The following is a 24,632-nucleotide window of genomic DNA, read 5'->3' as shown; positions in this document are numbered from 1 at the left end:
GAACAACAGCCTTAAAACATTTTCAGGAATTGACGAATTACCCCAATGGTAACGGCGGGAAGTTCTAAATGGGGTGTTAATCCCACATTATCTATTTTTTGAAAAACCTTGATCGCCGTTGGATTTAAGTTAGCTAAACGTTCACCCGTTTCGGGACTGGTAAAGGATGATTTCTCACCCCAAATAATAGCCGTAGGTGTCGTCAGTTGACTGATATATAAGGATAAATCAAAACACAAATCTCCCCCCACAAAAGACAAAGCTGCGTATTCGGCATTCGGTTGTTGAGCCGATTTTAAATAGGCTTCTACAATTTCGGAATAAATTCGATCAGGTTGGGCAAATTGCCGATTGTGTAAAAAACCGTAAATCCCAGCCTGATTAGCAATTCCGGTAAAATACAAAACTCGATCTAAGAAAGGTGTTTTCACTATTTGGCTGAATAAACTTTGTCCATAATCTTTGCCAAAATCAGATAATCCAGAGGGAGTTACTAAAATAAGTGATTTAAACAAATCAGGACGTTGAATTGCGACTCGAATGGTAAAAGCTGCGGTTAGGGAGGAGGCTATTACAATAGCGGGAGTTGAACAAGTTTGTTCTAAAAATTCGGTAATTGTGGTTAGATAATCCTCAATTTTATAACTTTTTGCTGGATGTTCTGAACGTCCCCAACCGATTAAATCGGGGGCTAAAATTTGGTATTCATTCGCAAATGCGGGATAAACTTTTGACCATTCATAAGCAGAAGATCCCCCACCGAATCCATGTAAAAATACTAATGGGGGTAATTCTTCATTAATATTCCAGGGGGCAGTCTCCGCCGTGTAATAGACCATTCTGCCTAGAGATGTGACAATTGAACGCTGACCAAATCCATTGGGTTCAAACATTATTAACCTCTTGAAAAATAATAAGTAATGGGGATCGCGGATTTAAGAGGATTTCACGGATTTCACTGATTTTAATTTGTGTTAATCTGCGTAATCTTCTTAAATCCGTGATCGGTAATGGGTAATAACAAGAGTTTACCTCCCCTGTCTCCCCTGCCTCTCCTTGCCAAATCTTCCCGATTCCCCCTCAGAACCTTTGTAGGATCTTGTTAATCCTAGACCAGTGTTTGCAAATTTTCTCCACTTGTTTATAATAGGGGGTAATACCCCTCATGGTTTAAGCACTTCTTTTTGGACACATCCTCCTAAAAGATAGCAGTTTGACACCAGAACGGTGGAATCAACCCTGTCGTATCAATAATTTGGCTTTGGGTAATTATGAAAAACCTTATGATAGACGAAGACTTTCCGGCGGTTGATGTAATTGAGCTCTTTGAGTTAGAAACTCCTATTTATTCTGAATCCAATTCTGCTGAAATTACTGTTTATCCTCAACGGGGAGAACTAAATTTAGATCAAGAATTTACAATTAAAACCTCCACTAAAATTCGGTTAGCATTAGAAGACTTAAATTGTTTTGAAGTAATTGAAAATCAGTTTAAACATTGGGGTATTACTTTTAAGAATGCGATCGCTCTCCAACCGTCTAATCCCGCTTTTGTGATTAAACCCACAACGACTGTCATCATGGGTGCGCCCAAAGGGGGAGATTTAGAAATCAACTTTAAATATCCCATTCATAAATTTTGTGGAATGATTACCAGTTCTAGTGCAACGGTTTTATCGGCTTATGATACCGAAGGCAAAAAAGTAGCAGAAACCGGAATGAGCGTTTCCCATCATATTAGTTCCGATGCCCTTAATTTCCCCCATGCTCAATTAAAACTCACGGGTTTAAATATTCAAAAAGTAACTTTTGAAACCTTTGATGGTCAATTAATCTTACATCATTTTCAAGCTCAATTCTAAACTTTAATTTCTAAGAATAATGCTGATGATTCTGTTCCAGAATTTGTAACCCTTCCAATAACGCTTCACGGACGAAGGGTTCATTTTCTTGATATAACATTAACTGATAAACAAATATAGAGAAATATCCCGGAACTCACTCCACTCCCCAGCGCCAATAAAAATTGACGTTGAGATTTTTCCAGGTGTCGATACCAGTCCCATTGGTTGAAGTTAACCGGAAGTTCCCGTAAACGATATACCCAACCGACGACCGCCATAGCCAAAGCAGTTGAAAATAAAAGTTTACTATTCCACCAGCCCCAAATTCCGCATAGAATCAGGAGGAATAACCAACTCCTCAAACGTTCATACCGACGGTGGCGTAATCGTTTCCAAGGTTGAACCCAGTTCAGATTAAGCCCTAGCGGTAAAGCCAGGAACATCTGGGAAGAATTAACTCTCCTATCCCTGGAATATAATAGAGTTTGAACTTGATGCAGGAATTGCTGACCGTTGGTTGATAGGCTAATCCGAATTAGCTCAAGATGATCAAGGGTTTTACTGACTTTATCCATTCTGACGATCCCAAGTTAAGTCTTACGTTTTGTGATCTCAAATTTGATCTAATATTAAAATGGCATTATGGCTAGTTTATGGCATTTTGTCACATTAGCTAATATTGATCCGAGATCAACTCGCATTTCAATCGGTTACGATTAAGTTTTCCAGCCAAAACTTAATTATCTTAACCCACTCAACTGCCTAACTCCAACTAGCAATTAACATGTCTAATTTACAAAACCAGTTCACGGTTCACTTTTGGGGAGTCAGAGGGAGCATCGCTTGTCCTGGTTCGGAAACAGTTCGCTACGGGGGAAATACTCCCTGTGTTGAAATGCGGGTTGGTTCAGAACGGTTGATTTTTGATGGGGGTACGGGTTTAAGAGTCCTCGGACAATCTTTACTTGCTCAAATGCCTGTAACTGGGCATTTATTTTTTAGTCATTATCATTGGGATCATATTCAGGGATTTCCATTTTTTGTTCCCGCTTTTATTAAAATTAATACTTTTTATATCTATGGTACAATTGCCCCCGATGGTTCAACGGTGCAGCATCGTTTGAATGATCAAATGCTCCATCCTAATTTTCCAGTGCCGTTACAAATTATGGGAGCAGACTTAAAGTTTGTTGATATTTCTGTTGGTAAGTCGATCAAAATTAGCGATGATATTATTGTGGAAACAGCCCTATTAAATCATCCGGGGGAAGCAGTCGGATATCGAGTCAATTGGCGAAATTATGCCGCAGCTTATGTGAGTGATACGGAACATTTTCCCGATCGCCTAGATGAAAATGTGTTATTTTTAGCTCGGAATGCGGATGTTTTAATTTATGATGCCACCTATACGAATGAAGAATATTATTCTGAAAAAACCAGTAAAGTAGGTTGGGGACATTCAACTTGGCAAGAAGCAGTCAAGGTGGCAAAAGCAGCTAATGTTAAACGGTTAGTGATTTTCCATCATGACCCCCTGCATAATGATGATTTTATGGACAAAACCGGGGAACAGGTGGCCGAACAGTTTCCCAATAGTTTAATCGCCAGGGAAGGATTGTCGATTCAGTTAAGTTCACCTTTGAATTCAAGTCCTCCTGTCTCCCAGTCAGCCTAACTCTAGGGTTAATCTAACCAGATTTTCTGACAATGGCGATCGCAAATTTCAAAATTATGTCAAAATGTGAAGCGTGTGGATAACATCATCGCTCGATACCATATTAACGCCTACTGCCGTTGCTTTAGGGAACTTTGATGGCTTACATCGGGGCCACCAACAGGTGATTCAGCCGATTTTAAGTGTAAAGTCGCAAATTGATTCCCGACAACCGACAGAGATGCTTTTAGCTAACCCCGCCGCCCATTTAACGCGGGATAGATTTCCTTTGGATAGTAATTTAGGAGAATCGGAATTCGGTTATAGTACAGTCGTAACCTTTCATCCCCATCCTCAAGAATTTTTTACAGGTCAACCCAAAAAGTTACTAACTCCCCTAGATGAAAAAGCGGAATGGTTAAAAAGAATGGGAGTAAAACAGTTAGTTTTATTGCCTTTTGATCAACAAATGGCGGCTTTATCTCCACTAGAATTTGTGGAAAAGATTTTAATTCAAAAATTACAACCTAATTATATTAGTGTCGGAATTGATTTTCACTTTGGGAAAAAACGGGCTGGAACTGTTAAGGATTTAGAAAAAATTGCCGGAAATTACGGAATCAAGGTAGAAACCGTTCCTTTATATTTATGTGAAAATGGCGAACGGATTAGTAGCTCAGAAATTCGCACCTCCTTAGAACAAGGTGCGATTAGTCGAGCCAATCAATTATTAGGAAGATCCTATCATGTAGTTGGCTCGGTGGTTCAGGGTCAACAGTTAGGACGAACTATCGGATTTCCCACAGCTAATTTACAATTACCCCCGGAAAAATTCTTACCTCGGTATGGGGTTTATGCCGTAAAAGTATCTGAAACTGGGATGAAATCACTCACAGAAACCGGAAGTGATGCTAATTTTGAGTTAGTGAATCATCCGGGGGTGATGAATATTGGCTGTCGTCCAACGGTCGCAGGTCAAAACATCACCGTGGAGGTTCATCTGTTAGATTGGTCGAGGGATTTATATGGTAAAACCTTAAATGTTAGCCTAGAACAATTCCTGCGCCCAGAACAGAAATTTAGCTGTTTGGATGCCCTTAAAACTCAAATTAAGGCGGACTGTTTACAAGCTAAGGAGATACTATACCCAATGTAGAGACGAGCCACGGCGCGTCTCTCTCCACTCTCTCCACAAGCATTATAATTAACACAAGTGCATTTTATCTTATTCCCAATAAAAATATCCCATGAAACAACGAATTGAACATCTAAAACAGAATTTAAGCCGGACAATTGTAGGCAAAGAAGACGCCATTCGGCTGACATTAGTAGCTTTATTAGCCGGGGGTCATGCACTATTAGAAGATGTTCCGGGTGTCGGTAAAACCCTATTAGCAAAATCCTTAGCCCGTTCGATAGCAGGACAATTTCATCGGATACAATGTACACCGGATTTATTACCTACAGATATCACCGGAACTAATATTTGGAATCCCCGAACTGGGGAATTTGAATTTTTACCAGGGCCGATTTTTACTAATATTTTATTAACCGATGAAATTAACCGGGCAACCCCCCGAACTCAGTCGGCATTATTAGAAGTAATGGAAGAAAGACAAGTCACCGTTGATGGAGTTTCTAGGTTAGTTCCAAAACCGTTTTTTGTCATCGCAACTCAAAACCCCATTGAATATCAAGGAACATTTCCCTTACCGGAAGCCCAAATGGATAGATTTTTATTATCCCTAACTTTAGGGTATCCCACCGAAGCCGAAGAATTGCAAATGTTACAAGGATTATCTCATGGAATAACGGTAGATGATTTAGAACCTTGTATATCTCAGGATGAGGTATTAGAAATTCAAAATTGGTGTCGTCAAATTAAGATTGAAACATCATTACAACAGTATATTTTAAATTTAGTTAGAGCTACAAGAGAATCAGATGAAATCACATTAGGGGTGAGTCCTCGCGGTGCAATTTCTTTACATCGAGCCACCCAAGCCCTAGCATTTTTATCAGGTAGAGATTATGGCACACCGGATGACGTCAAATACCTAGCGCCCCATGTCCTATCCCATCGTTTAATTCCAGCCGGAGGAAGGCGGGCAAAAACAATTATTGAACAGTTATTAAGGACAATTGCCATACCCTAGTAGTGAGCCCTTCAGGGCTCTTTAGGATGCGCTGAAGCGCAACAACGAATTATCCCCATAGGATTATTGACATCAATCCAGAATTATAGCAACTCCCAGGCGCGTTTAGGACATACAATTTCGGGAGCTTTATGCAGAAGTTTTCCGTATATCGTAACGACACAGAATTAGTAGGTATAATTAGGACTAATACTTTTGACTTAAAGCCTGCTCTAGTAGTCCCTAATGGAGATAAAATTGTGAGTCTTGTCTTGGAGTGCGAGTCTCCACCACTTAGAAAAGATGCAACAGGAGCAATTCGGGTTGGTAACTCAAGGGTTCTGCTGGAACTGGTGATCCGAGGATTCCAGGATGGTGCTTCTCCAGAAACCATTGTGCAAAGATACTCAACGCTTTCTCTGTGAACAGAATTCCAAATTACAATTATCAAAATGTTTCTATTGAGTTTTCGGAAGGAACATTTCAGGAAATTAGAGATAAAAAGGCAAAGTCTGGCAAAGAAAATACAATATTCTCATTTCGTAGCTCCTATAGTTACAACAAGCGAAGTGATATTGCAATTGCGATTCTAAGCAAGGTCTTTTCTAGCCTAGAGATATTAGTCTTAAAGGATAGAGATATGGCATCAGGGCGAGATACTACTGAGAAGAACAGGCAATTATATCTCGATAATAATTCAGCCAATCACAGAGTCCTGACAAGATGGGAAATTGAAAATTATTTATACGACAAAGAAGTTCTCTTGCAATACTGTTTAGAAAATGAACTTGAATTTGATGAAAATGAATACAATAACCTTGTGAAAGATATAAACAATCAGAACTTAAAAGACCTCACTGGAAAAATAAAAAATATTTGTGGAATTACTTTCAACGTTAATCCTAAAGAATTTAAGTCGAATCTTTCTAAGTGTATCTCGAAGGAGATGAAGGTTTATCAGGAATTAATTTCCTGTATCTTTGATCGTTCTTAGATTAAAGGTTCTAACAACTGCAATACACTGGAACTTTTCGGAAGTCAGTACACCCATTTCAACTAATCTCTCGGCAACTGTTAGTGCGTTCGCTGATCTTGTAGGGTGTGTTAATGAAATGTAACGCACCTTATTTTTGTTTTAACGCAAGTGATTCTTTCGGAGCAGATTCTGGTCAGCTATAATGCTAGATAACATTCGAGCAAAAGTATTAATCATGGTAGTCCGTCAACCCCGCTATAACAAGGAAGAATTTGCCCAACGTGGCGATCTGATTTACCAAACTCAAATACGCCCACAAGTGGAATTGGATAATCATGGCAAAATCGTAGCGATCGACCTTGAAACTGGAGACTTTGAAATTGATGCTAGTGAAATAGCTGCTTGTGATCGCCTTGAAGCTCGTCATCGGGATGCTCAAATCTGGATTGTTCGTGTTGGTTCTCGCCACGTTCGCCGATTTGGTGGACGTACAAAGAGAGCAGTATGATCAAAGGAATCGTTAACGCAGATTTTGAGGCTATTATCTCGCTTTCGATATGTGACTCTGATGGAAAAGTTTACACGCAAGATGCAATTATTGATACTGGCTTTAACGGTTGGCTTTCGTTGTTGAACGTCACTGTTGATGAAATACAACGCGATCCCTTGAAATATCTGCGCCAAGTAGAGGCAGGTGAAACTATTGTCATTGTTAGATCTGATCAGGCGATCGCTGAGATTAGACCTATTGCCAGTAGTAAGCATAAGCAGTTACGACCATTTGGTTTGTGTGCAGGTGAGTTTACCGTTCCAAATGATTTCGATGCTCCTTTACCAGAAGATCTGCTCAGTGCATTCGAGGGTAAATGAAGATTCTGCTAGATACGCACATCTTTTTATGGTTCATCAGTGGGTAATTAAAACCCAGAATAATATCGGAAGTTTGTACACCGATTTCAACTGATTTCTGGGCAAGGAACTTTAGATATTAAAACAAAGGTTTTATTCCCGATAAATCCAAAATTTTAGGAATTAAATCTTCCCGTTTAACCGCCATAATATGCACTCCATGACAAAGTTCACGGGCTATTTTAACCTGTTCTGATGCGATTAAAATGCCTTCTTCTAGGGGGTGTTTAGCCTGTTCTAAACGATCAATAATTGAATCAGGAATACAAACCCCAGGAACATATTTATTAATAAATCGAGCATTTTTAGCAGATTTCAATAAAAATATTCCAGCTAAAATCGGCTTTTTACTACTATCAGCAATTTCGGTCATAAATTGATCGAATCGATCAAAATCCGTAATTAATTGACTTTGAAAAAACTGCGCCCCCGCTTCTATTTTACGTTCAAATCGGCTTTTTAACCCTGACCAACTGGAAGATTGGGGATCAACGGCCGCCCCAGGAAATAAATCCGTCGCCCCATCGGGTAGGGTTTTATTGTTCCAATCTTTGCCTTGATTTAGTTTATCAATTGCTTGTAATAAGCGCACAGATTCTAAGTCAAAAACCGCCTTAGCATCGGGATGATCTCCAGCTTTGACCGGATCACCAGTTAAGGCTAAAACATTTCTAATTCCTAACGCTTGGGCTCCTAATAAATCCGCTTGTAAACCAATCCGATTGCGATCGCGACAAGCCAATTGATAAATCGGTTCTACCCCATGATGGATCAAAATAATCGAAGCGGCCAGGGAACTCATTCCTAAAACAGCCCGACTCCCATCGGTAATATTAACCGCATGAACTCGACCTTTGAGGAGTCTGACCATTTCAATCATCTGGCTAGGGTCTGCACCTTTGGGGGGGGCGACTTCCGCCGTCACAATAAATTCATCTAAAGTTTGACAAGCAGTACGAAAACGATTCATTCTTAAAATTCAAAGTTGTTTTTCAAAGGTTAATGTTTAGAATTTGTAGCCCGGTTGAAAGTTCCTGAATTGGATAGTAAAATCAGGATGATCAATTTTAATTCATCGGAATTAAAATTATAAAGGCAGGGAATATCCCATGGCTTGCTTAACCTGAGTTAAGGTTTGGTTGGCTACCGCTTCGGCTTTTTCTCGACCGTTTTTTAACACCGATTCTAAATAGCCTCTATCATCCATCACCGCTTTATATTTTGCTTGGATGGGTTTCAGACTTTCAATCAGAGTTTCTGTGAATAAAGGTTTAAATTGACCCCATCCCATATCCTCAGCTTCTGCTGCGACTTCTGCTTTGGTTTTACCCGCTAAAATTCCATAGAGCATTAATAGATTATGACATTCTGGACGGTCTGGATCATCAAAGGTTAAACCGCGAACTGCATCGGTTTTACAGCGTTTAATTTTTTTAGTAATCGTATCAGGATCATCTAATAAATTAATCCGACTTAATTCTGAGGGATCGGATTTTGACATTTTGCGAGTACCATCGCTGAGACTCATTACCCGCGCACCTTCGGGACGAATTAAAGGATCAGGTAATTTTAATAGGGTTTTTCCTTTTCCAAATAAATGATTAAACCTGACTGCTAAATCTCTGGTTAATTCCAGATGTTGTTTTTGATCTTCCCCAACGGGGACTTTATCCGCATTATAGAGTAAAATATCCGCCGCCATTAATACGGGATAATCGAGTAAACCCACACTCACATTTTCCCCTTGTTTAATTGCTTTTTCCTTGAACTGAATCATGTCTTCTAGCCAATTCATTGGGGTAATACAATTCAGTAGCCAGGTGAGTTCAGTATGGGCGGAAATATGGGACTGAACAAAAATTGTAGAATATTCTAAATCAATGCCACAGGCTAAATAAAGAGCCGCAATGGTGTAGGTATCGGTTGCTAAGGTCGCAGGATTATGGGGGACGGTAATGGCGTGTAAATCAACGACACAGAAGAAGTTATCGTATTGCGCTTGATGGTCTACCCAGTTGCGAATTGCACCCAGGTAGTTCCCCAAATGTAGGTTTCCGGTCGGTTGTACTCCAGATAGAACTCGCTGTTTACCCATAAGATGATATTAACTGAACTTAATACTCTATCTTGGCACGAATGGGATAATATGGTTGAAAAATTGAAGCATCGTGTGTTTCTGCTTTTAGAGACGAAGGAACACCTACACCCGTTAGGTCGATTTTTTAAATATTTTTTAATCTTTTTAATTACTTTAAATACTCTGGTGGTTTGCATTGAATCGATAGATGAAATGTTTAAAATTTATAAAACGATTTTAAACTCATTTAATCAGTTTTCCTTGGGAGTTTTTACCTTAGAATATATATTAAGGGTTTGGTCATGTACGATCCTTAAAAAATATAGTCATCCGGTTTGGGGAAGGCTAAAATATATGTTAACTCCCCTAGCAATTATTGATTTAATTGCTTTTTTACCCTTCTATTTTTATTTTGATCCTGGCAATTTTCAAGAGATGAAACTCTTGCAATTGACTCGCTTTTTACAAATTTTAAAATTAGGTCGTTATTCCCAGGTAACTCAAATTTTAAATCAAGTAATTTATCTGCGAAAAAAGGAATTAGTCTTAACATTAAATGTGGTATTTTTTTTGTTGATATTTTCGGGGAATTTAATTTATTTTGCCGAACATGAAGCACAACCGGATAAATTTCCCCATATTCCGGCGTCAATGTGGTGGGCGGTAATTACCTTAACAACGGTGGGTTATGGAGATGTTTATCCTATTACTCCCCTGGGAAGATTATTAGGGGGTATTTTAGCGTTATTAGGAATTGGACTTATTGCCTTACCTGCGGGGATTATTGCATCGGGTTTTACTGAAGTTATTGCTCGGAATAAACAAGCTAATCAAACCCTTTATCCTAAAATTTGTCCCCATTGTGGTAAAAATATTGATCAACCTCTGGAAAATTCCACGGATCTTGATAATTAATTGATTTTGCGGTTATGATTGAAAAGGTTTAATCTAATTTTGCTAAAATAAAGGGAATTTAATCATGGGACTAGAACGTAAACTATTTAGAGGAATGTTTGAACAAACAGAAACGGTCGAATTGAGACAAATCTGTTTTACTCCCAGTCGCATTTTTGAACCCGGACATTATATTGCTGGAGAGTTACCCGATATTGCTTTTGATCTGGGTTTAGTGGATAAATTACCCCCAGTTCGTGGCAAAAGTGCCGAAATTAGTCAACCCTATCCTGATGATATTCAACATGATCAATGATGCTTATGCTTGGATTGAAAAAGCACTCCATACGATTCATAAAGCGGACTGGTATCGTTCAGTTCAAACTGTCGAAAGTCAACCCGGATCTACTCTGATGATAGAGGGTAAATCCTTAATTAATTTTGCCAGTAATGATTATTTGGGATTGACCGGAGATCAACGATTAATTGATGCAGCGATCGCAGCTACCCAACAATTCGGTACCGGAGTAACAGGTTCTCGATTATTAACTGGACATCGCCAACTCCATCGAGATTTGGAATTAGCGATCGCTGCTTTTAAACAAACTGAAGATGCTTTGGTTTTTAGTTCCGGTTATTTAGCTAATATTGGCACAATTGCGGCTTTAGTCGGACAACGGGATTTGATTTTATCCGATGAATATAATCATTCTAGCCTTAAAAATGGGGCGAAAATGAGTGGGGCGACGGTGTTAGAATATCAACACAATCACCCAGAACATTTGAGAAAACTATTAGAAGAACATCGTCTTCCCCACCGCAAAGCACTGATTATTACCGATAGTGTATTTAGCATGGATGGGGATTTATGTCCCCTACATGATTTACTCGATTTAGGGGAAGAATTTTCCTGTATGGTATTAGTAGATGAAGCCCATGGTACAGGAGTTTTTGGTAAAAATGGCGCCGGATGTGTAGACCATTTTAACTGTACGGGAGAGCCTTTAATTCAGATGGGAACTCTTAGTAAAGCCCTGGGAAGTTTGGGGGGTTATGTAGCAGGTTCGGCGGAATTAATTGACTTTTTAAGAAATCGCGCTTCTAGTTGGATTTATACGACTGGATTAAGTCCTGCGGACACCGCCGCCGCCTTAGCAGCGATTAATATTGTCCAAACCGAACCCCAACGCCGGGAACAGTTATGGCAAAATGTGAAAACCTTAGAAACCCTATTTCAAGATCAGAAAAAAATATCTAACTTACAGATTTCCCACTCCCTTTCACCGATTTTTTGTATTCCGATTAAAGATGCAGCCACGGTATTAACCCTAAAACATCAACTCAAAGAACAAGGAATTTTTGCCGCCGCGATTCGTCCCCCAACTGTCAATACCAGTCGGATTCGGATTTCCTTAATGGCAACTCACACCCCCATGCAGTTGCAAACATTGGTTCAAGTTTTAACCGATATAATTTTTGAAGGAAACACCAAGGCACAAAGACACCAAGAGGTATAATAAAGGAATATTAAACCTTAATCTTGTTTATCAAGTCAAATTACTTTTTATTACCCCCCCATTCCCCATCAATGATTTAAGAGAATTACGCACATTAACACAAATTAAAATCCGTGAAATCCGTGAAATCCTCTTAAATCCGTGATCCCAATTACCCATTTTCTATATCAATGAAAAACATTCTTCTATTTACGGGTTTAACAGTTAGTTTAATTGCCACTCTATCATCCTGTGCGAATAGTCCCACGGGGGAAGCTATCGGAAATTCTCTAAAAGCCGATCCTCAGTTGGAAACCAATGCCCCTCCGCCTGAACCAATAATAACACCCACTCAAACCCCTGAACCCATACTTCCTGCGGTTGAACTTCCGGCTGATTTTCCCTCAGAAATTCCGCCCTATCCTAATGCCAGTTTACGAGAGGTTATGCCTTCAACCACCGATAAAACGGCTGTCATTACCCTCTGGGAAACGGGTGATCCGAGTAATGCTGTTCAGAGTTTCTATAAAAAAGAATTAGAAACAAAAAGCTGGAAAATTATCAATAATTCAGATAATGAAAATAGCAATAATCTGAATGCTCAGAAAGATAATTTAAAAGTTACTATTGCTCAACAATCTAATCCTAAACCAGACGGAAAAACCTATTTTCAAATTCGTTATCAACCCATTCCGGTTGCTGCGGTAATATCTCCATCTCCTACGCCTAAACCTACCGTAAGTCCTAATCCCGAAACACCAGAAAATAATGCTATTTCTCAGGAGTTAACTTCCTTTATTGCTGATATCGCAAAATTGGGTATTTTTAAAGCCCCCAATTCCCAAGAAACCGGAATTTTACCCGACCCAAATGGTACAATTACTCGCAGTCAATACGCCCGTTGGCTGGTGGAAGTGAATAATAAATTATATGCCGATAATCCAGCCCAAAAAATTCGGTTAGCCACGGAAAATAATCAACCCATTTTTACAGATGTTCCCAAAACCCATCCGAATTTTGCTGAAATTCAAGGATTAGCAGAAGCTGGTTTAATTTCAAGTCCGTTATCTGGAGATAATACAATAACAAAATTTCGTCCAGATTCTCCCTTAACCCGGGAGGATTTAATTGCCTGGAAAGTTCCCTTAGATACTCGACAGTCTTTACCAAAAGCTAATATTGATGCAGTTAAAGAAAGATGGGGTTTTAAAGATACCTCTAAAATTGATCCTGGGGCTTTACCTGCTATTTTAGAAGACTATAATAATGCTGATAATTCCAATATTCGTCGGGTTTTTGGGTATACAACTTTATTCCAACCGAAAAAAACTGTGACTCGCGCACAAGCCGCAGCTACCCTTTGGTATTTTGGATTTCAAGGGGAAGGAATTTCGGCTAATGAAGTATTAAATAACCCTAATCCTAATCCAAATCCAACACCAAATTAAGGGGAGGAAAAGCTGATGATTCAGGAATTAGCAGATTTAAAAGCAAGTCTTTTAGAAGGACGATATCAGGATGCGCTAACCCTTGTTGAACAATTGGATGGCATGAGCAGACAGGCTAAAATTGATGCCATTGAATCACAGTTAGTCAGAATGTTGATTCACTTAGTTAAAAATCAATTAGAACAGCGATTAACAAATTCTTGGGCTGCATCTATTCGCGGAGCTTTAGTTGAAATTAAAAGATTGAATTTGCAAGACAATAGAATATCTACTTATATCAAGCAGAATGAATGGCAATCTTTGATGGAAGATGCTTTAGAATCAGCAATTAGTGATGCTTCCGTAGAGGTTTTCCAGGGAAATTGTACCCCCTTTCAGTTATCGGAAATGGTCGATAGGGAGGCTGTGATTTCAGTGGGTGATAGTTTAATTAATTTAACCTATCGTTTTTCTAAAAAGGAGTTACCAAATATTGTTAACCAGGCGTTAATTCAATTACCAGGGGGAATAGCTTGGGGGACAGGGAATTAGAGAAGATTGCGCTGAAGCGCAACAACGGGGTTTATTGATAAGTTTTACTGATGTTTTTTGCAAAAATGTTTTGTTTTTTAAAGGATTATCAGGGAATCTTGATATTTTATTGAAAATCACTCTCAAATAGTTGACGGAATCATGGGGGTTCTGGTATAGTTAAGGGAATACCTCTCAAGGGTTTACTGTGTCTAAAGCCCAAAACAGAAGCCAGAACTCCTATTCCATCGTAAAATATCTTGATTTCCTGACACAATTAAGGAAAGATGATGCACCAATTTTAGGCTAAAAACCACAAGCTCAAAATAGGTATCTTGACAAAAAGCACATTTTGTGCAACAGACTCCAAAAATGGAGTTTCCCCTTCTCCTTCTTCGTGTCTTTGTGGTTTTTTAAAACCCTAATGTCCAAGCAATTTATCGCGTAACTGTTTAATCCGATCTCGTAACTTAGCCGCTTCTTCAAATTCCAACTGTTTCGCCGCCATCTTCATTTGAGTTTCTAATTGGATAATTAAATCGGGAATACTTTCCAAGGGAAATTCCTCAAAGGTTTCTATCTGTTTCGCTGTGGTTTGAGCATTTAACCGTCGAGATACATCCAAAAATTCCAAAATAGAATTACTATATTTTTTAATAATTTGTTGGGGAATAATTCCATGTTTTTGATTGTATTTCCGTTGAATCTCCCGCCGTCGGTTAGTTTCATCAATTGCCTTAATCATACTTTTGGTTAAATTATCCCCGTATAAAATCGCCTGTCCTCGGATATTCCGCGCTGCTCGTCCGATAGTTTGAATTAGTGAGCGATGCGATCGCAAAAACCCCTCCTTATCCGCATCTAAAATAGCCACCAAAGACACCTGGGGTAAATCCAACCCTTCCCGTAATAAATTCACCCCAATTAAGACATCAAACTCTCGATTTTGTAATCCTTGAATAATCTCTATCCTTTGAATAGACTGAATTTCCGAATGCAGATATCTAACCTTAACTCCCCTTTCTTGCAAATATTCGGTTAAATCTTCCGCCATTCTTTTGGTTAAGGTCGTAATCAAAACCCGCTCATCTCTGATAACTCGTTCTTGAATTTCCCCATATAAATCATCAACCTGTCCTGAAGTTGGACGGACAAAAACTTCTGGGTCAATTACTCCCGTCGGACGGATAATTTGTTCCACCACTTGACCTTGAGATTGCTCAATTTCCCAATCTCCCGGCGTCGCGGAAACAAAAATACACTGATTCACTGTTTGCCAAAATTCCTCCGCTTTTAACGGACGATTATCCGCCGCACTGGGTAAACGAAACCCATGATCAATTAAGACTTTTTTTCGCGCTTGATCGCCATTATACATTCCCCGAATTTGAGGCACACTGACATGAGATTCATCTACAACTAATAACCAATCATTGGGAAAATAATTAATTAAACATTCTGGAGGTTCTCCCGCTTGTCTACCAGCTAACTGACGAGAATAGTTTTCCACCCCATTACAATATCCCACCTCCCGCAACATTTCCAAATCATAACGGGTGCGTTGGGATAACCGTTGTGCTTCTAGTAGTTTACTTTGACTTTCTAGTGCTGTTACCTGTTGTTTTAATTCCTGCTCTATGTCATCACAAGCTGTTTCTAAACGGTTTTCTGGAGTAACAAAATGTCGGGCGGGATAAATATTTAAACAGTCTAAACTTTGCGAAACTTCCCCTGTAATCGGGTCTGTATAACGAATAGCTTCAATTTCATCCCCAAAAAATTCCACTCTAATAATTCGATCTTCATAGGCAGGGCCAATTTCTAAAACATCTCCTTTCACCCGAAACCTTCCCCTAGTTAACTCAATATCATTGCGAGTATATTGTACCGACACTAATTCCCTTAACAATTCCCGTTGATCAACTTCTTCTCCCACCTGTAAAGAAATAGCTGCTTTTAAATATTCGGCGGGCATTCCTAACCCGTAAATACAGCTAATTGAAGCCACAACAATCACATCTCGCCGTTCAAATAATGAACGGGTAGCGGAATGGCGCAGCATATCAATTTCCTCATTAATTGATGAGGTTTTTTCAATATAAGTATCGGTAACAGGAAGATAGGCTTCCGGTTGATAATAGTCGTAATAACTAATAAAATATTCGACAGCATTCTCAGGAAAAAATGACCGAAATTCGTTACATAATTGGGCGGCTAGGGTTTTGTTATGGGCTAAAACTAGGGTCGGACGTCCGATTTTTTCAATTACCGAGGCGATGGTAAAGGTTTTTCCGGTTCCCGTTGCCCCCAATAAAGTGCTGAAGGGTTGCCCGTTTTGAATATTATCGGTAAGTTGGGCGATCGCCTGGGGCTGGTCTCCCTGGGGTTGAAAGGGGGCATGAAGTTTAAAGGGTTTCATTGCCAAACTTGATTAAGGATTCAACTAGAATAGCAGCAGGATATCATAGACGGGCGACTGTTAACTGGTGTATGCTAATTTTTATTAAGTTTTGTGGCTTGCTGAGAGGACATTATGGATTCGCCGATTCTAGTCTCGATTAAACCTTGGCTGAATTTTTTTCATCCGGTGTTGATGTGGATTTTGTTAGGATTATCTATTTATGCGATGTATTTGGGGGTACAAATTCGTCGTACCCGAGAAGCGGACGGAGACACCAAAAAAGAGTTAATTAAGGGAAAATTCAATATTAAACATCACCAAATCGGTTCAGTTTTACTGGCTTTGATGGTGTTAGGAAGTATTGGCGGGATGGGTGTGACTTATATTAACAACGGGAAACTGTTTGTTGGCCCCCACTTATTGGCGGGACTGGGAATGACCGGAATGATTGCGATTTCTGCTTCCTTAACTCCCTATATGCAAAAAGGAGTTAATTGGGCGAGATATAGTCATATTACCCTGAATACTATCATCCTGGGACTGTTTGCTTGGCAAGCTATTACCGGAGTCGAAATCGTCCAACGAATTATTAGTAAAATGTGATCCCGGAGGGAATAGGGAATAGGCTGTTACTCTCAACAATTGGGTTAAGTCAGGTGTAAGGAATTAAGAATTATCCCATTTAATGAGAGTACAGCTTAACCCGAAAGTAATTGAATAAAATAAAACACTTACTATGATTCAAATAAAGGTTAAAAACTTCTAAATTTAAAGTGATTAATTTTGATTATTTCCCAACACTAACTATAGAAAATAATATGATTTTAATTGTGGGATATGGGAACCAAATTCGAGGGGATGATGGGATTGGTCAAGCGGTAATTACTGAGTTGGAACAGTTGAATTTAATGAATGTGCGATCGCTTTCTCTGCATCAACTCACCCCGGAAGTTGCAGCAGAAATGGCTGAGGTGGATACAGTAATTTTTGTCGATGCGAGTTTAGAAGGGAAGACAGTTAATATTACCTCCTTAGAACCTTTACCCTCAGATTTATTTAATTGGGGACATTCTTTAAATCCGCGATCGCTTTTATCCTTAACCCAATTTCTCTATCAAAAGCAACCCCAATCATGGTTAATTGCTATTCCTGGCGAAAATTTTGAACTCTCTGAAAGCCTTTCGCAAAAAGCTCAACAAGGCATCCAAGAGGCTTTAAGAATTATTAAAACTTTTATCAATAAAACCTAAAAATAAGTTACAATTAAAACCAACCGTAGTGAGTCCTTCAGGACTGAAAAAAAACCCTAAAGAGGTTACTACAAATAATTATGCACGAAGTTAGTATTATGGAACAAACCCTAGAGATTGCCTTAAACCATGCTAAACAACAAGGGGCAACTCAAATTCATTGGCTTAAAATGAAAGTAGGGGCTCTATCGGGAGTTATCCCAGAGGCGTTAGAATTTGCCTTTGATGTGGTGGCGAAAGGAACAATGGCAGAAACCGCTATTTTTGAAATCGATTCAATTTCTGTTCGCTGTTATTGTCATAATTGTCAGGTTGAATTTCAGCCGGACGATTATATTTATGAATGTCCCCATTGTCATCAATATAGCCTTGATATTCTTCAGGGAAAAGAGTTAGAATTAACATCTTTAGAGGTTTCTTGATTATGTGTACAAATTGCGGTTGCGCTGTTACCCCTGGAACAATTGAAATCCATAGTCATGATCATCACGACCATCTCCACAGCCATGATCATCACCATGATCAACATTCTGATCATGAACATCCCCATCAAACCTTAACAATTCACGAAGCCATTCTCTCTAAAAATGAACGATTAGCAGAACGAAATCGAGGCTTTTTTTGGGGTAAAGGACTATTTGTTTTAAACGTTTTATCCTCCCCTGGTTCGGGAAAAACCGCTTTTATTGAACGGGCTCTAACTGATATTAATTCCTATCTTCCTGGGGCTGTAATTGTTGGAGATTTAGCCACCGATAATGATGCTCAAAGACTCAGACGGTCGGGGGCGCAAGTGGTTCAAATTACCACGGGAAATGTTTGTCATTTGGAAGCGGATATGGTCGCTAAAGCCCTTTCTGAAATTAACTTAGATTCAGTCAAATTATTAATTATTGAAAATGTCGGAAATTTAGTCTGTCCGGCGGCCTATGACTTAGGAGAAAATCAACGAATTGCTTTACTTTCCGTCACGGAAGGGGAAGACAAACCCTTGAAATATCCGACATTATTTAAAACTGCTGATGTGGTAATTATTAATAAAATTGATATTGCGGAAGTCGTGGGTTTTGATCGAGAATTAGCCTTAAATAATATTAAAAAAATTGTTCCCCAAGCTCGAATTTTTGAAGTTTCTGCTAAAACAGGTGTTGGGATGAATGAATGGTATCAATTTTTAGAGCAACAGATTTTAGAATTAAAGATTAATTAGTTATTTAAACTGGAGAGACAGAGAAACCGAGTTTCTGGAAGAAATCCAGTTTCTCTAGTTAAAGTCCAATTTAAGCCGCTTGTCGTTCTTCCTGATCAAAACCATGTAGAATTGGTTTCGGGCCGAATTTAGAAGTAACTCTGAGTAAACGGGGAATTTCAAAACTATTATAAACCCGAAACTCACTTTTAATAGTAGCTTCTGCGGTTCTAACGGCTTGGTTTAATACCAAAGAACCATCGGAGTCTGATACAGAACGATGGAACGTTCCGGGGGGAATCCTTAAAATGTGACGGTTAGCATCTAATCTAACAATATGATAGGGATTTTTCCAAGAAAAATTAACTAAATAAAAAGTACGTCCCCCACTCACTGCTAACAAATTATCTTCTTGATGGGGATGAAGATAAAATTGCCAATATCCAGCTTCGGTGTTATTCGGGCTAATAGCTGGCCCTTCATGGAAGACTAAATCCCGGGCGTTAGAATTAGCAATTGTAATATCAAAAAAACGGACACTGGGAGTATCGCGGAATTTATGAAAGGGGATTAATTCAAATTCTTCTGTCTCCTCTAATCTTTCTTCTCTTTCCTTTTTTACACCAGTTCTTTCTTTTTATTACTCTTAAATTAAATCCAATTTCATCCCAAAACCATACCTGTAATTGTTCTGGACTTTCTTTACTTTAATATTGCTGTGGAGTTTGGCATCTGGAATAAGCAGAATCAACTGGGTATAGCCTTTGATTCTTCTGGAGGGTTTAAACTTCCCAATGGTGCGGATCGTTCTCCTGATATATCATGGATTAGAAGCGATCGCTGGTTCAGTTTAACACCCGAACAACGAGAAGAATTTGTGCCTTTGTGTCCTGATTTTGTGGTAGAATTACGTTCAGCAACTGACTCCCTAAAATCTCTACAAGATAAAATGAATGAATATCGAGAGAATGGGGCAAAATTAGGATGGTTAATTGATCCCAAACATAAACGGGTCGAAATTTATCGCCCTCAACAAGAAGTAGAAATATTAGAAAATCCGACAACATTATCAGGAGAAGATATTTTACCCGGATTTCTATTAGATTTAACCTTAATCTGGTAAACCCGTAGTAAGCCCTTCAGGGCTTTATCCCTAAAAATAAGAGGTGTAAAAATGTATAGAATGTATAGGATGTCTCAGGTCAAAATTTTGGAAAAAAACGCTGATCAAATTACTTTTCAAATTGGTCAAAAAAAAAGTTATTTATCAACAGTTTTCATCATCATACTGTTTATATTGACTTTAGGTTCTTCAATTTCGGTATTAATGTCGTTGATTTCTGATATTCTTGATGGCAATTTATCTTCTCTCTTTATCATGTTGTTATTTGTTGTTTTTTGTGCTTATATTTTTTTTATAACTTTTTGTCAATTCTACTGTTCATTATGTACTTTCAATTTCAAAACTCATCAAATTGAACTATTTCAAGAAAGTCGAATTAGGAAACAGCAAATCACAGAAAGTATTGATAATTTCTTGAAATTCAAGATTACACAGTCATCATCATCTGACCGTGGCAAGGAACTTTCAGTATATCTTGAATTTGTATCTAAGAAAAATATTTATTTGGGAATAATTGGAGGAGAACCAGAAGACGATGATCGACGAATGTTGTATGAAATTGAACACTGGATTGAAACGAATAAATAATATATAGCAAGTCTAAATCAGTTTTAAAAATTGTCTAAGATTACATTAATATGTGGGGGATGCAAGCGTATTGGTGTCAATTTTAGCTGAAAACTTCTGGTTTTACCCTGAGATGAGATCCCCCTAAATCCCCATTAAAAAGGGGGACTTTGAAGTCCTTGAAAATGGGGCTAGGGGGATCTAATACTAAAGAAAAAGTTAATAGACTAATCGCCACTAGAACAACTATCTCCAGAATCTCCAGAATCACCCCAGGAACAACTATTATCAGAGTCAGAGGAATCATTATCACTGTAGTAACTATCGCCATAATAATCACTATTATAATACCTGCCCTTTTTAGGGTTTGGAATACATTTTTTAGTTAATTCTTTCACTATCTGATCAGCAGCTTGTTCCTGACCGAGAGGAACAAAAATAGAGCGAGTGATCTCCCCATTGGGTTCATCGGCAAATAAGCGAGTTGTCAGAACAAAATCTCGATCGGGTTCGGATTTTTGTACTTGATAAAATAATTCAAATTTTAAGACTCGTTTTGATAAATTGATGCTAGATAAATGATAGGGTGTTCCTTCCCAGCGCCAATATTCACCATCCGCATAAAACGCATTTTCACCAATATAAACATCACAAATATTTTTGCTTCTTTTGGCTGCTTCAAAAATCCCAGCTATAAAACATACTAATCCTATTCCGAAGCCAATACAGATCTCTACTCCCAGTAAGTTAATCAGATCTTGAAGCCAATTTCCCGTCGGATGATAATGAAATTTTCTGCCGTTTAAAATTTCAATGATTAGAATAACAATTATTATAAACGGAGACCATAATAATAATATCCCAAGTCCTTCTAAAAAAATATGAGATGCAATCCATTTTCGATCTCGTTCGGTGTATTGCCAGCGATACCAATAGTTGTCTTGATTACTAATAAAATCTCCCGCTAGTTGACGATTAATCTGATCGGTGATCTGAGTTTTTTTGAGATTAAGAATAGCCGCCCAAGCGATATAAATGACAATCATTACAATTGAGACAACAAGAAGAGTAAAGATTCCAACCATTAATAGTAAATCCTTTGCTATTAATGGATAAATAAAACTCATGGAGATCACAAATAAAGCGGTTCCTAACCCTAAAATTACCCAAAGCTTGGGGGAGCCGATTTGGGTTAATTCTTCTTTGTCAGTGTAAGATTTCATGATGTTTTCCTTTGTTTAGGTAAGATTTAGAGGTGTTTGAGAGAGTGCGATCACATTTTTTAATTTAATATCAAAAAAAACAGATTGATTGATTGGGTAAAGGACAGATTTTCTGTTTTATGGGATTTTCTCTGAGAATAAGTTTTTGCAATTGAGTCAAAGAAGATAAGGAGCTAATATCACTAATTTGATTGTTACTGAGGTAAAGACTTATCAATTGAGTTAAACCAGATAAAGGGCGAATATCACTGATTTGATTGTTAATAATAGAAAAAACTTTTAATTGCGTCAAAGAAGATAAAGAGCTAATATCACTGATTTCATTGTTATAGAGATAAAGACCTTTCAATTGAGTCAAAAAAGATAAAGAGCTAATATCACTGATTTCATTGTTGCCGAGGGCAAGCTCTCTCAATTGAGCCACAGTGGATAAAGGACTAATATCTCTGATTTCATTGTAATTGAGGTTAAGATATGTCAATTGAGTTAAACTAGATAAAGGCTTAATATCTCTGATGTTATTGTAACTGAGGTCAATCTTTGCCAATTGATTTAAACTAGATAAAGGCTTAATGTCACTAATTTCATTGCTAGATATATCAATTTTAGTGCTTTCAGATAAGATTTGATTTGCTTTATTACAATCCGTTGTTTCTGCTACTTGTAATAACACTTCAATCGTATGTTTAGTTTCTTCGCCAAGTTGGTTTTGATTTTCACACCATTGGGCAAAGGTTTTAAACTCTGTTGGGGGTTGGGCTAATAAATAACCGTTAGAGATTCCTAGAGTTAATACAAGTCCGATTAATAATGACGATGTTAATCTTTTCATGATGGGTTATCCTCTGGCTGAATTTACCCTAACCATCAATCAATAAAACCCTTTTAACTTATTCCCTACTCTAGTTGATAACTCTAGCTTATAAGTCGGAACATTAAAAGGGAATTATGTTGATAGTTGAGGTGACATTGTTGGGCTAGATTATGATTATTAAAAGCCCAATTTATTACGTCAGTTCTTGAACGATCTTTTGCATTTTATCTTGATAATCTTTAGTTGTAATATAATCAGCAACAGATTCTTCTAAAACCATCATGTTTTTTTCATCTGCACTAAATGTGCTGACATCTTCTGTGAAAAAAGATTGAAATCGTACATAGTCAGTTTCGTGTTCAAGAAGTTGTTCAGCAATATAATCTGTGGCATCAGTGGAACCATCTGCAAATACATCCATTAAGGGAATACTTCTAATAATACTTGCCCAATTGAAAGCTCCCCATCCTTGGGATTGTCGAATGGTAATTCGATGTAATCCTGCACCAACTCCAAAAGATACAACTAAATTGGGAAGTTGTTTGAAAACTTTTCGACATTCAGCAATGGCACAAAGAACTGGATTATTAGCAACTAAACCGCCATCAATAAACGGAAGACCTTCATTGGGAACTTTTAAGTTTGACTTTTTGCCAAGTTTTTTAGCTTCTTTAGCTTGTTTTTGGACTCCATAAATAAAGTTATCATTATCAATCAGATGAGCCGGAAAAGCAACAGGAGCAGAACAAGAAGCTTTACAAATTTCCCAAATTGGTACACTTTTGTAGAGATCGTCGTTATTTTTAAATATCATTGCTCGACGATTGTAGACATCATAACTAGGGATAATCAGTAAAGGTTTAAGTTCTCCAAATAGCTGTTCTGAGAATCTTTCTCTAAGTACCTCCTCTAAACCTTTACCATCGTAAACAGGCTGAGTCGATATTTTTTTGATATTTTCATTATCTACATCTAAAATATTAAAAGGGTTAAAGGTTGTCCAATCTAAATCTTGCTCTAAGAATCGTTGAATTAAACTGAATACGGTGGATTTAGGGTCAGGAAAAATTCTATCGCCGTCGCATTTAAAAAAACTTCTAATTTCTCTTGCAGATATTCCCTGAGCAACAGCCAGTGCAATAATACTCCCTGAAGATGTACCAGCAATAATATCAAAATACTCTCTCAATTCTTTATCAGGATTGATTGCTTTGAGCTTATCTTCAACTTCTTCTAACATTACGGCAGTTAAAAGTCCGCGAATACCGCCACCATCAAAAGAAAGAATTCGGCGAGGTTTGTCAAACATTTTAGTTGCTCCTTGATATGTATTGATTTGAGGCTATTTATCAACAATCGAAATTAGAATTGATTGAATAGCCTGTAAATACTGTGCTTGCTTTTAGCCTAAAATTGACTGAAATGATTGGGTTATCTCTCACAAAATATAGTTTCAAATATGAAACTTTCCTTTTCCTACACCACCAGTAAAAGCAAGGATGCTTCTTTTTTAGATTGGCTACACAATCATTATCTTAATACTAAGATTTTCATGTTAGTTCCAGTAAAAAATTTTTCATCACCCCCATAAGGTATATAGCATTGATCACTACCAGAATGATATCGTCCTATTGTCCAACCACCACCAATAGGAACAGCACAAATAAAGATTTTGTTTCCATCTGAAGTACGACCGCCGATAATTGCACCATCAGGCTCAAAACTTCCAGTTTTAGCTACCCAAATTGCTTGACCAGAAACTACATTGAGAACTCTATAGTTTGAATAACCGAATTCCCGACCGCCATAGGAAATGAGACACTTTTGAAGACCAGGTGATAGTTTACCAGGTAAAACAAAATTACCTTTAGAATCCGATAAGCTAACTTGACAGACGAAGAATTGTTCATCATTGATATTGACTGGATTATTAGACAAAGCACCATTTCTGCCATATACCCAGGATATTTCTCCTGCCTTCACTAAAGGAGAAAAGGAAAAATTAAAAGCTAAACACCCCAGGGTACTGAGGAAAATTAATTTTTGCAATTTCATTTTTGCTCCTCCGAAAATCATTTTCATAATCTTATTCCTCCTTAACTCTCCTTAAGTTATTAGACTT

At 38.0% G+C, this 24,632-nt stretch carries 27 protein-coding genes and 1 pseudogene; 18 read left to right on the top strand and 10 right to left on the bottom strand.

What is annotated here, in order from left to right:
* Positions 1-11 precede the first annotated feature (11 nt).
* Positions 12-893, bottom strand: a complete 882-nt coding sequence (locus NMG88_RS04215; protein ID WP_042152093.1) for an alpha/beta fold hydrolase — start codon at positions 891-893, stop codon at positions 12-14.
* A gap of 378 nt (positions 894-1,271) precedes the next feature.
* Between NMG88_RS04215 and NMG88_RS04210 the strand changes: the two genes are divergently transcribed.
* Positions 1,272-1,862, top strand: a complete 591-nt coding sequence (locus tag NMG88_RS04210; RefSeq protein ID WP_052347349.1) for a hypothetical protein — start codon at positions 1,272-1,274, stop codon at positions 1,860-1,862.
* Between the two features lie 80 nt (positions 1,863-1,942).
* Here NMG88_RS04210 and NMG88_RS04205 read toward each other — a convergent pair whose 3' ends face one another.
* Positions 1,943-2,419 carry a hypothetical protein gene (locus tag NMG88_RS04205; RefSeq protein WP_026786621.1) on the bottom strand — a complete coding sequence of 159 codons (477 nt, stop codon included), beginning with the start codon at positions 2,417-2,419 and terminating at the stop codon, positions 1,943-1,945.
* 209 nt (positions 2,420-2,628) lie between these two features.
* Here NMG88_RS04205 and NMG88_RS04200 point away from each other — a divergent pair, with 209 nt between their 5' ends.
* From NMG88_RS04200 to NMG88_RS04175, 6 genes are all read left to right on the top strand, one after another.
* The gene (locus NMG88_RS04200) at positions 2,629-3,519 is read left to right on the top strand and encodes an MBL fold metallo-hydrolase (RefSeq protein ID WP_227357766.1); all 891 of its coding nucleotides are present in this window, start codon (positions 2,629-2,631) and stop codon (positions 3,517-3,519) included.
* A 73-nt stretch (positions 3,520-3,592) separates the two neighbouring features.
* The gene (locus tag NMG88_RS04195) at positions 3,593-4,654 is read left to right on the top strand and encodes a bifunctional riboflavin kinase/FAD synthetase (protein WP_254035135.1); all 1,062 of its coding nucleotides are present in this window, start codon (positions 3,593-3,595) and stop codon (positions 4,652-4,654) included.
* A 91-nt stretch (positions 4,655-4,745) separates the two neighbouring features.
* Complete coding sequence (locus tag NMG88_RS04190) at positions 4,746-5,654, top strand: AAA family ATPase (RefSeq protein WP_026797792.1); 909 nt, start codon at positions 4,746-4,748, stop codon at positions 5,652-5,654.
* A 400-nt stretch (positions 5,655-6,054) separates the two neighbouring features.
* A complete protein-coding gene (locus NMG88_RS04185) occupies positions 6,055-6,627 on the top strand; it encodes a hypothetical protein (RefSeq protein WP_235765628.1) in 573 nt (190 codons plus the stop codon).
* A 217-nt stretch (positions 6,628-6,844) separates the two neighbouring features.
* Positions 6,845-7,117 carry a hypothetical protein gene (locus NMG88_RS04180; protein WP_254032702.1) on the top strand — a complete coding sequence of 91 codons (273 nt, stop codon included), beginning with the start codon at positions 6,845-6,847 and terminating at the stop codon, positions 7,115-7,117.
* Positions 7,114-7,479 carry a hypothetical protein gene (locus tag NMG88_RS04175; protein WP_227397531.1) on the top strand — a complete coding sequence of 122 codons (366 nt, stop codon included), beginning with the start codon at positions 7,114-7,116 and terminating at the stop codon, positions 7,477-7,479. The genes NMG88_RS04180 and NMG88_RS04175 overlap by 4 nt, the downstream gene beginning before the upstream one ends.
* Before the next feature lie 118 nt (positions 7,480-7,597).
* On the opposite strand, the gene NMG88_RS04170 is transcribed toward NMG88_RS04175, so the two are convergent.
* Together NMG88_RS04170 and trpS are read right to left on the bottom strand one after the other, a co-directional pair.
* The gene (locus tag NMG88_RS04170) at positions 7,598-8,488 is read right to left on the bottom strand and encodes a methylenetetrahydrofolate reductase (protein ID WP_042152067.1); all 891 of its coding nucleotides are present in this window, start codon (positions 8,486-8,488) and stop codon (positions 7,598-7,600) included.
* Positions 8,489-8,605: 117 nt separating this feature from the next.
* Positions 8,606-9,613, bottom strand: coding sequence for a tryptophan--tRNA ligase (trpS, locus tag NMG88_RS04165; RefSeq protein WP_042152064.1), 1,008 nt, complete (start codon positions 9,611-9,613; stop codon positions 8,606-8,608).
* Between the two features lie 3 nt (positions 9,614-9,616).
* Here trpS and NMG88_RS04160 point away from each other — a divergent pair, with 3 nt between their 5' ends.
* From NMG88_RS04160 to NMG88_RS04140, 5 genes are all read left to right on the top strand, one after another.
* Entirely contained in the window at positions 9,617-10,510 is an 894-nt protein-coding gene (locus tag NMG88_RS04160) for an ion transporter (protein ID WP_202806755.1), read from the top strand.
* 64 nt (positions 10,511-10,574) lie between these two features.
* Positions 10,575-10,805 carry a hypothetical protein gene (locus NMG88_RS04155; RefSeq protein WP_026797786.1) on the top strand — a complete coding sequence of 77 codons (231 nt, stop codon included), beginning with the start codon at positions 10,575-10,577 and terminating at the stop codon, positions 10,803-10,805.
* Positions 10,795-12,006 (top strand): 8-amino-7-oxononanoate synthase, encoded by a 1,212-nt coding sequence (bioF, locus tag NMG88_RS04150; RefSeq protein WP_235751033.1) that lies wholly within the window; start codon positions 10,795-10,797, stop codon positions 12,004-12,006. The genes NMG88_RS04155 and bioF overlap by 11 nt, the downstream gene beginning before the upstream one ends.
* Positions 12,007-12,176: 170 nt before the next feature.
* Positions 12,177-13,433 carry an S-layer homology domain-containing protein gene (locus tag NMG88_RS04145; RefSeq protein WP_042152057.1) on the top strand — a complete coding sequence of 419 codons (1,257 nt, stop codon included), beginning with the start codon at positions 12,177-12,179 and terminating at the stop codon, positions 13,431-13,433.
* Between the two features lie 15 nt (positions 13,434-13,448).
* Positions 13,449-13,964 (top strand): DUF29 family protein, encoded by a 516-nt coding sequence (locus NMG88_RS04140; RefSeq protein ID WP_026786636.1) that lies wholly within the window; start codon positions 13,449-13,451, stop codon positions 13,962-13,964.
* A gap of 400 nt (positions 13,965-14,364) precedes the next feature.
* On the opposite strand, the gene uvrB is transcribed toward NMG88_RS04140, so the two are convergent.
* Complete coding sequence (gene uvrB, locus NMG88_RS04135) at positions 14,365-16,362, bottom strand: excinuclease ABC subunit UvrB (RefSeq protein WP_254035134.1); 1,998 nt, start codon at positions 16,360-16,362, stop codon at positions 14,365-14,367.
* Positions 16,363-16,476: 114 nt separating this feature from the next.
* Between uvrB and NMG88_RS04130 the strand changes: the two genes are divergently transcribed.
* The 4 genes from NMG88_RS04130 (at position 16,477) to hypB (ending at position 18,804) form a co-directional block, all read left to right on the top strand.
* Positions 16,477-16,947 carry a DUF4079 domain-containing protein gene (locus NMG88_RS04130; RefSeq protein WP_026786638.1) on the top strand — a complete coding sequence of 157 codons (471 nt, stop codon included), beginning with the start codon at positions 16,477-16,479 and terminating at the stop codon, positions 16,945-16,947.
* Between the two features lie 170 nt (positions 16,948-17,117).
* Positions 17,118-17,594, top strand: coding sequence for a hydrogenase maturation protease (locus tag NMG88_RS04125; RefSeq protein ID WP_235751031.1), 477 nt, complete (start codon positions 17,118-17,120; stop codon positions 17,592-17,594).
* Between the two features lie 80 nt (positions 17,595-17,674).
* A complete protein-coding gene (gene hypA, locus NMG88_RS04120; protein ID WP_026786640.1) occupies positions 17,675-18,016 on the top strand; it encodes a hydrogenase maturation nickel metallochaperone HypA in 342 nt (113 codons plus the stop codon).
* 2 nt (positions 18,017-18,018) lie between these two features.
* Positions 18,019-18,804, top strand: a complete 786-nt coding sequence (hypB, locus tag NMG88_RS04115; RefSeq protein WP_235751030.1) for a hydrogenase nickel incorporation protein HypB — start codon at positions 18,019-18,021, stop codon at positions 18,802-18,804.
* Between the two features lie 70 nt (positions 18,805-18,874).
* Here the strand turns inward: hypB and NMG88_RS04110 are convergent, their stop codons facing one another.
* On the bottom strand, positions 18,875-19,186 hold the full coding sequence (locus tag NMG88_RS04110; protein WP_254035133.1) for a hypothetical protein: 312 nt from the start codon (positions 19,184-19,186) through the stop codon (positions 18,875-18,877).
* Between the two features lie 306 nt (positions 19,187-19,492).
* Here NMG88_RS04110 and NMG88_RS04100 point away from each other — a divergent pair.
* Both NMG88_RS04100 and NMG88_RS04095 read left to right on the top strand, forming a co-directional pair.
* A pseudogene (locus tag NMG88_RS04100) lies at positions 19,493-19,906 on the top strand (Uma2 family endonuclease); the annotation flags it as partial.
* Positions 19,907-19,975: 69 nt separating this feature from the next.
* A complete protein-coding gene (locus NMG88_RS04095) occupies positions 19,976-20,494 on the top strand; it encodes a hypothetical protein (RefSeq protein ID WP_235765625.1) in 519 nt (172 codons plus the stop codon).
* A gap of 206 nt (positions 20,495-20,700) precedes the next feature.
* On the opposite strand, the gene NMG88_RS04090 is transcribed toward NMG88_RS04095, so the two are convergent.
* From NMG88_RS04090 to NMG88_RS04075, 4 genes are all read right to left on the bottom strand, one after another.
* Complete coding sequence (locus NMG88_RS04090) at positions 20,701-21,696, bottom strand: hypothetical protein (protein ID WP_254035132.1); 996 nt, start codon at positions 21,694-21,696, stop codon at positions 20,701-20,703.
* Between the two features lie 70 nt (positions 21,697-21,766).
* Positions 21,767-22,528 (bottom strand): leucine-rich repeat domain-containing protein, encoded by a 762-nt coding sequence (locus tag NMG88_RS04085; protein ID WP_235765623.1) that lies wholly within the window; start codon positions 22,526-22,528, stop codon positions 21,767-21,769.
* Positions 22,529-22,703: 175 nt separating this feature from the next.
* Positions 22,704-23,819 carry a patatin-like phospholipase family protein gene (locus NMG88_RS04080; RefSeq protein WP_254035131.1) on the bottom strand — a complete coding sequence of 372 codons (1,116 nt, stop codon included), beginning with the start codon at positions 23,817-23,819 and terminating at the stop codon, positions 22,704-22,706.
* A gap of 221 nt (positions 23,820-24,040) precedes the next feature.
* Entirely contained in the window at positions 24,041-24,592 is a 552-nt protein-coding gene (locus NMG88_RS04075; protein WP_254035130.1) for a DUF3421 domain-containing protein, read from the bottom strand.
* Between the last annotated feature and the right edge of the window lie 40 nt (positions 24,593-24,632).

Origin of the sequence: Planktothrix agardhii, from assembly GCF_904830935.1 — a bacterium.
In the GTDB taxonomy this organism is placed as follows: domain Bacteria; phylum Cyanobacteriota; class Cyanobacteriia; order Cyanobacteriales; family Microcoleaceae; genus Planktothrix; species Planktothrix agardhii.
Note: the sequence above shows the minus strand (reverse complement) of the source record. Positions and strands in the feature narration are given on the sequence as shown.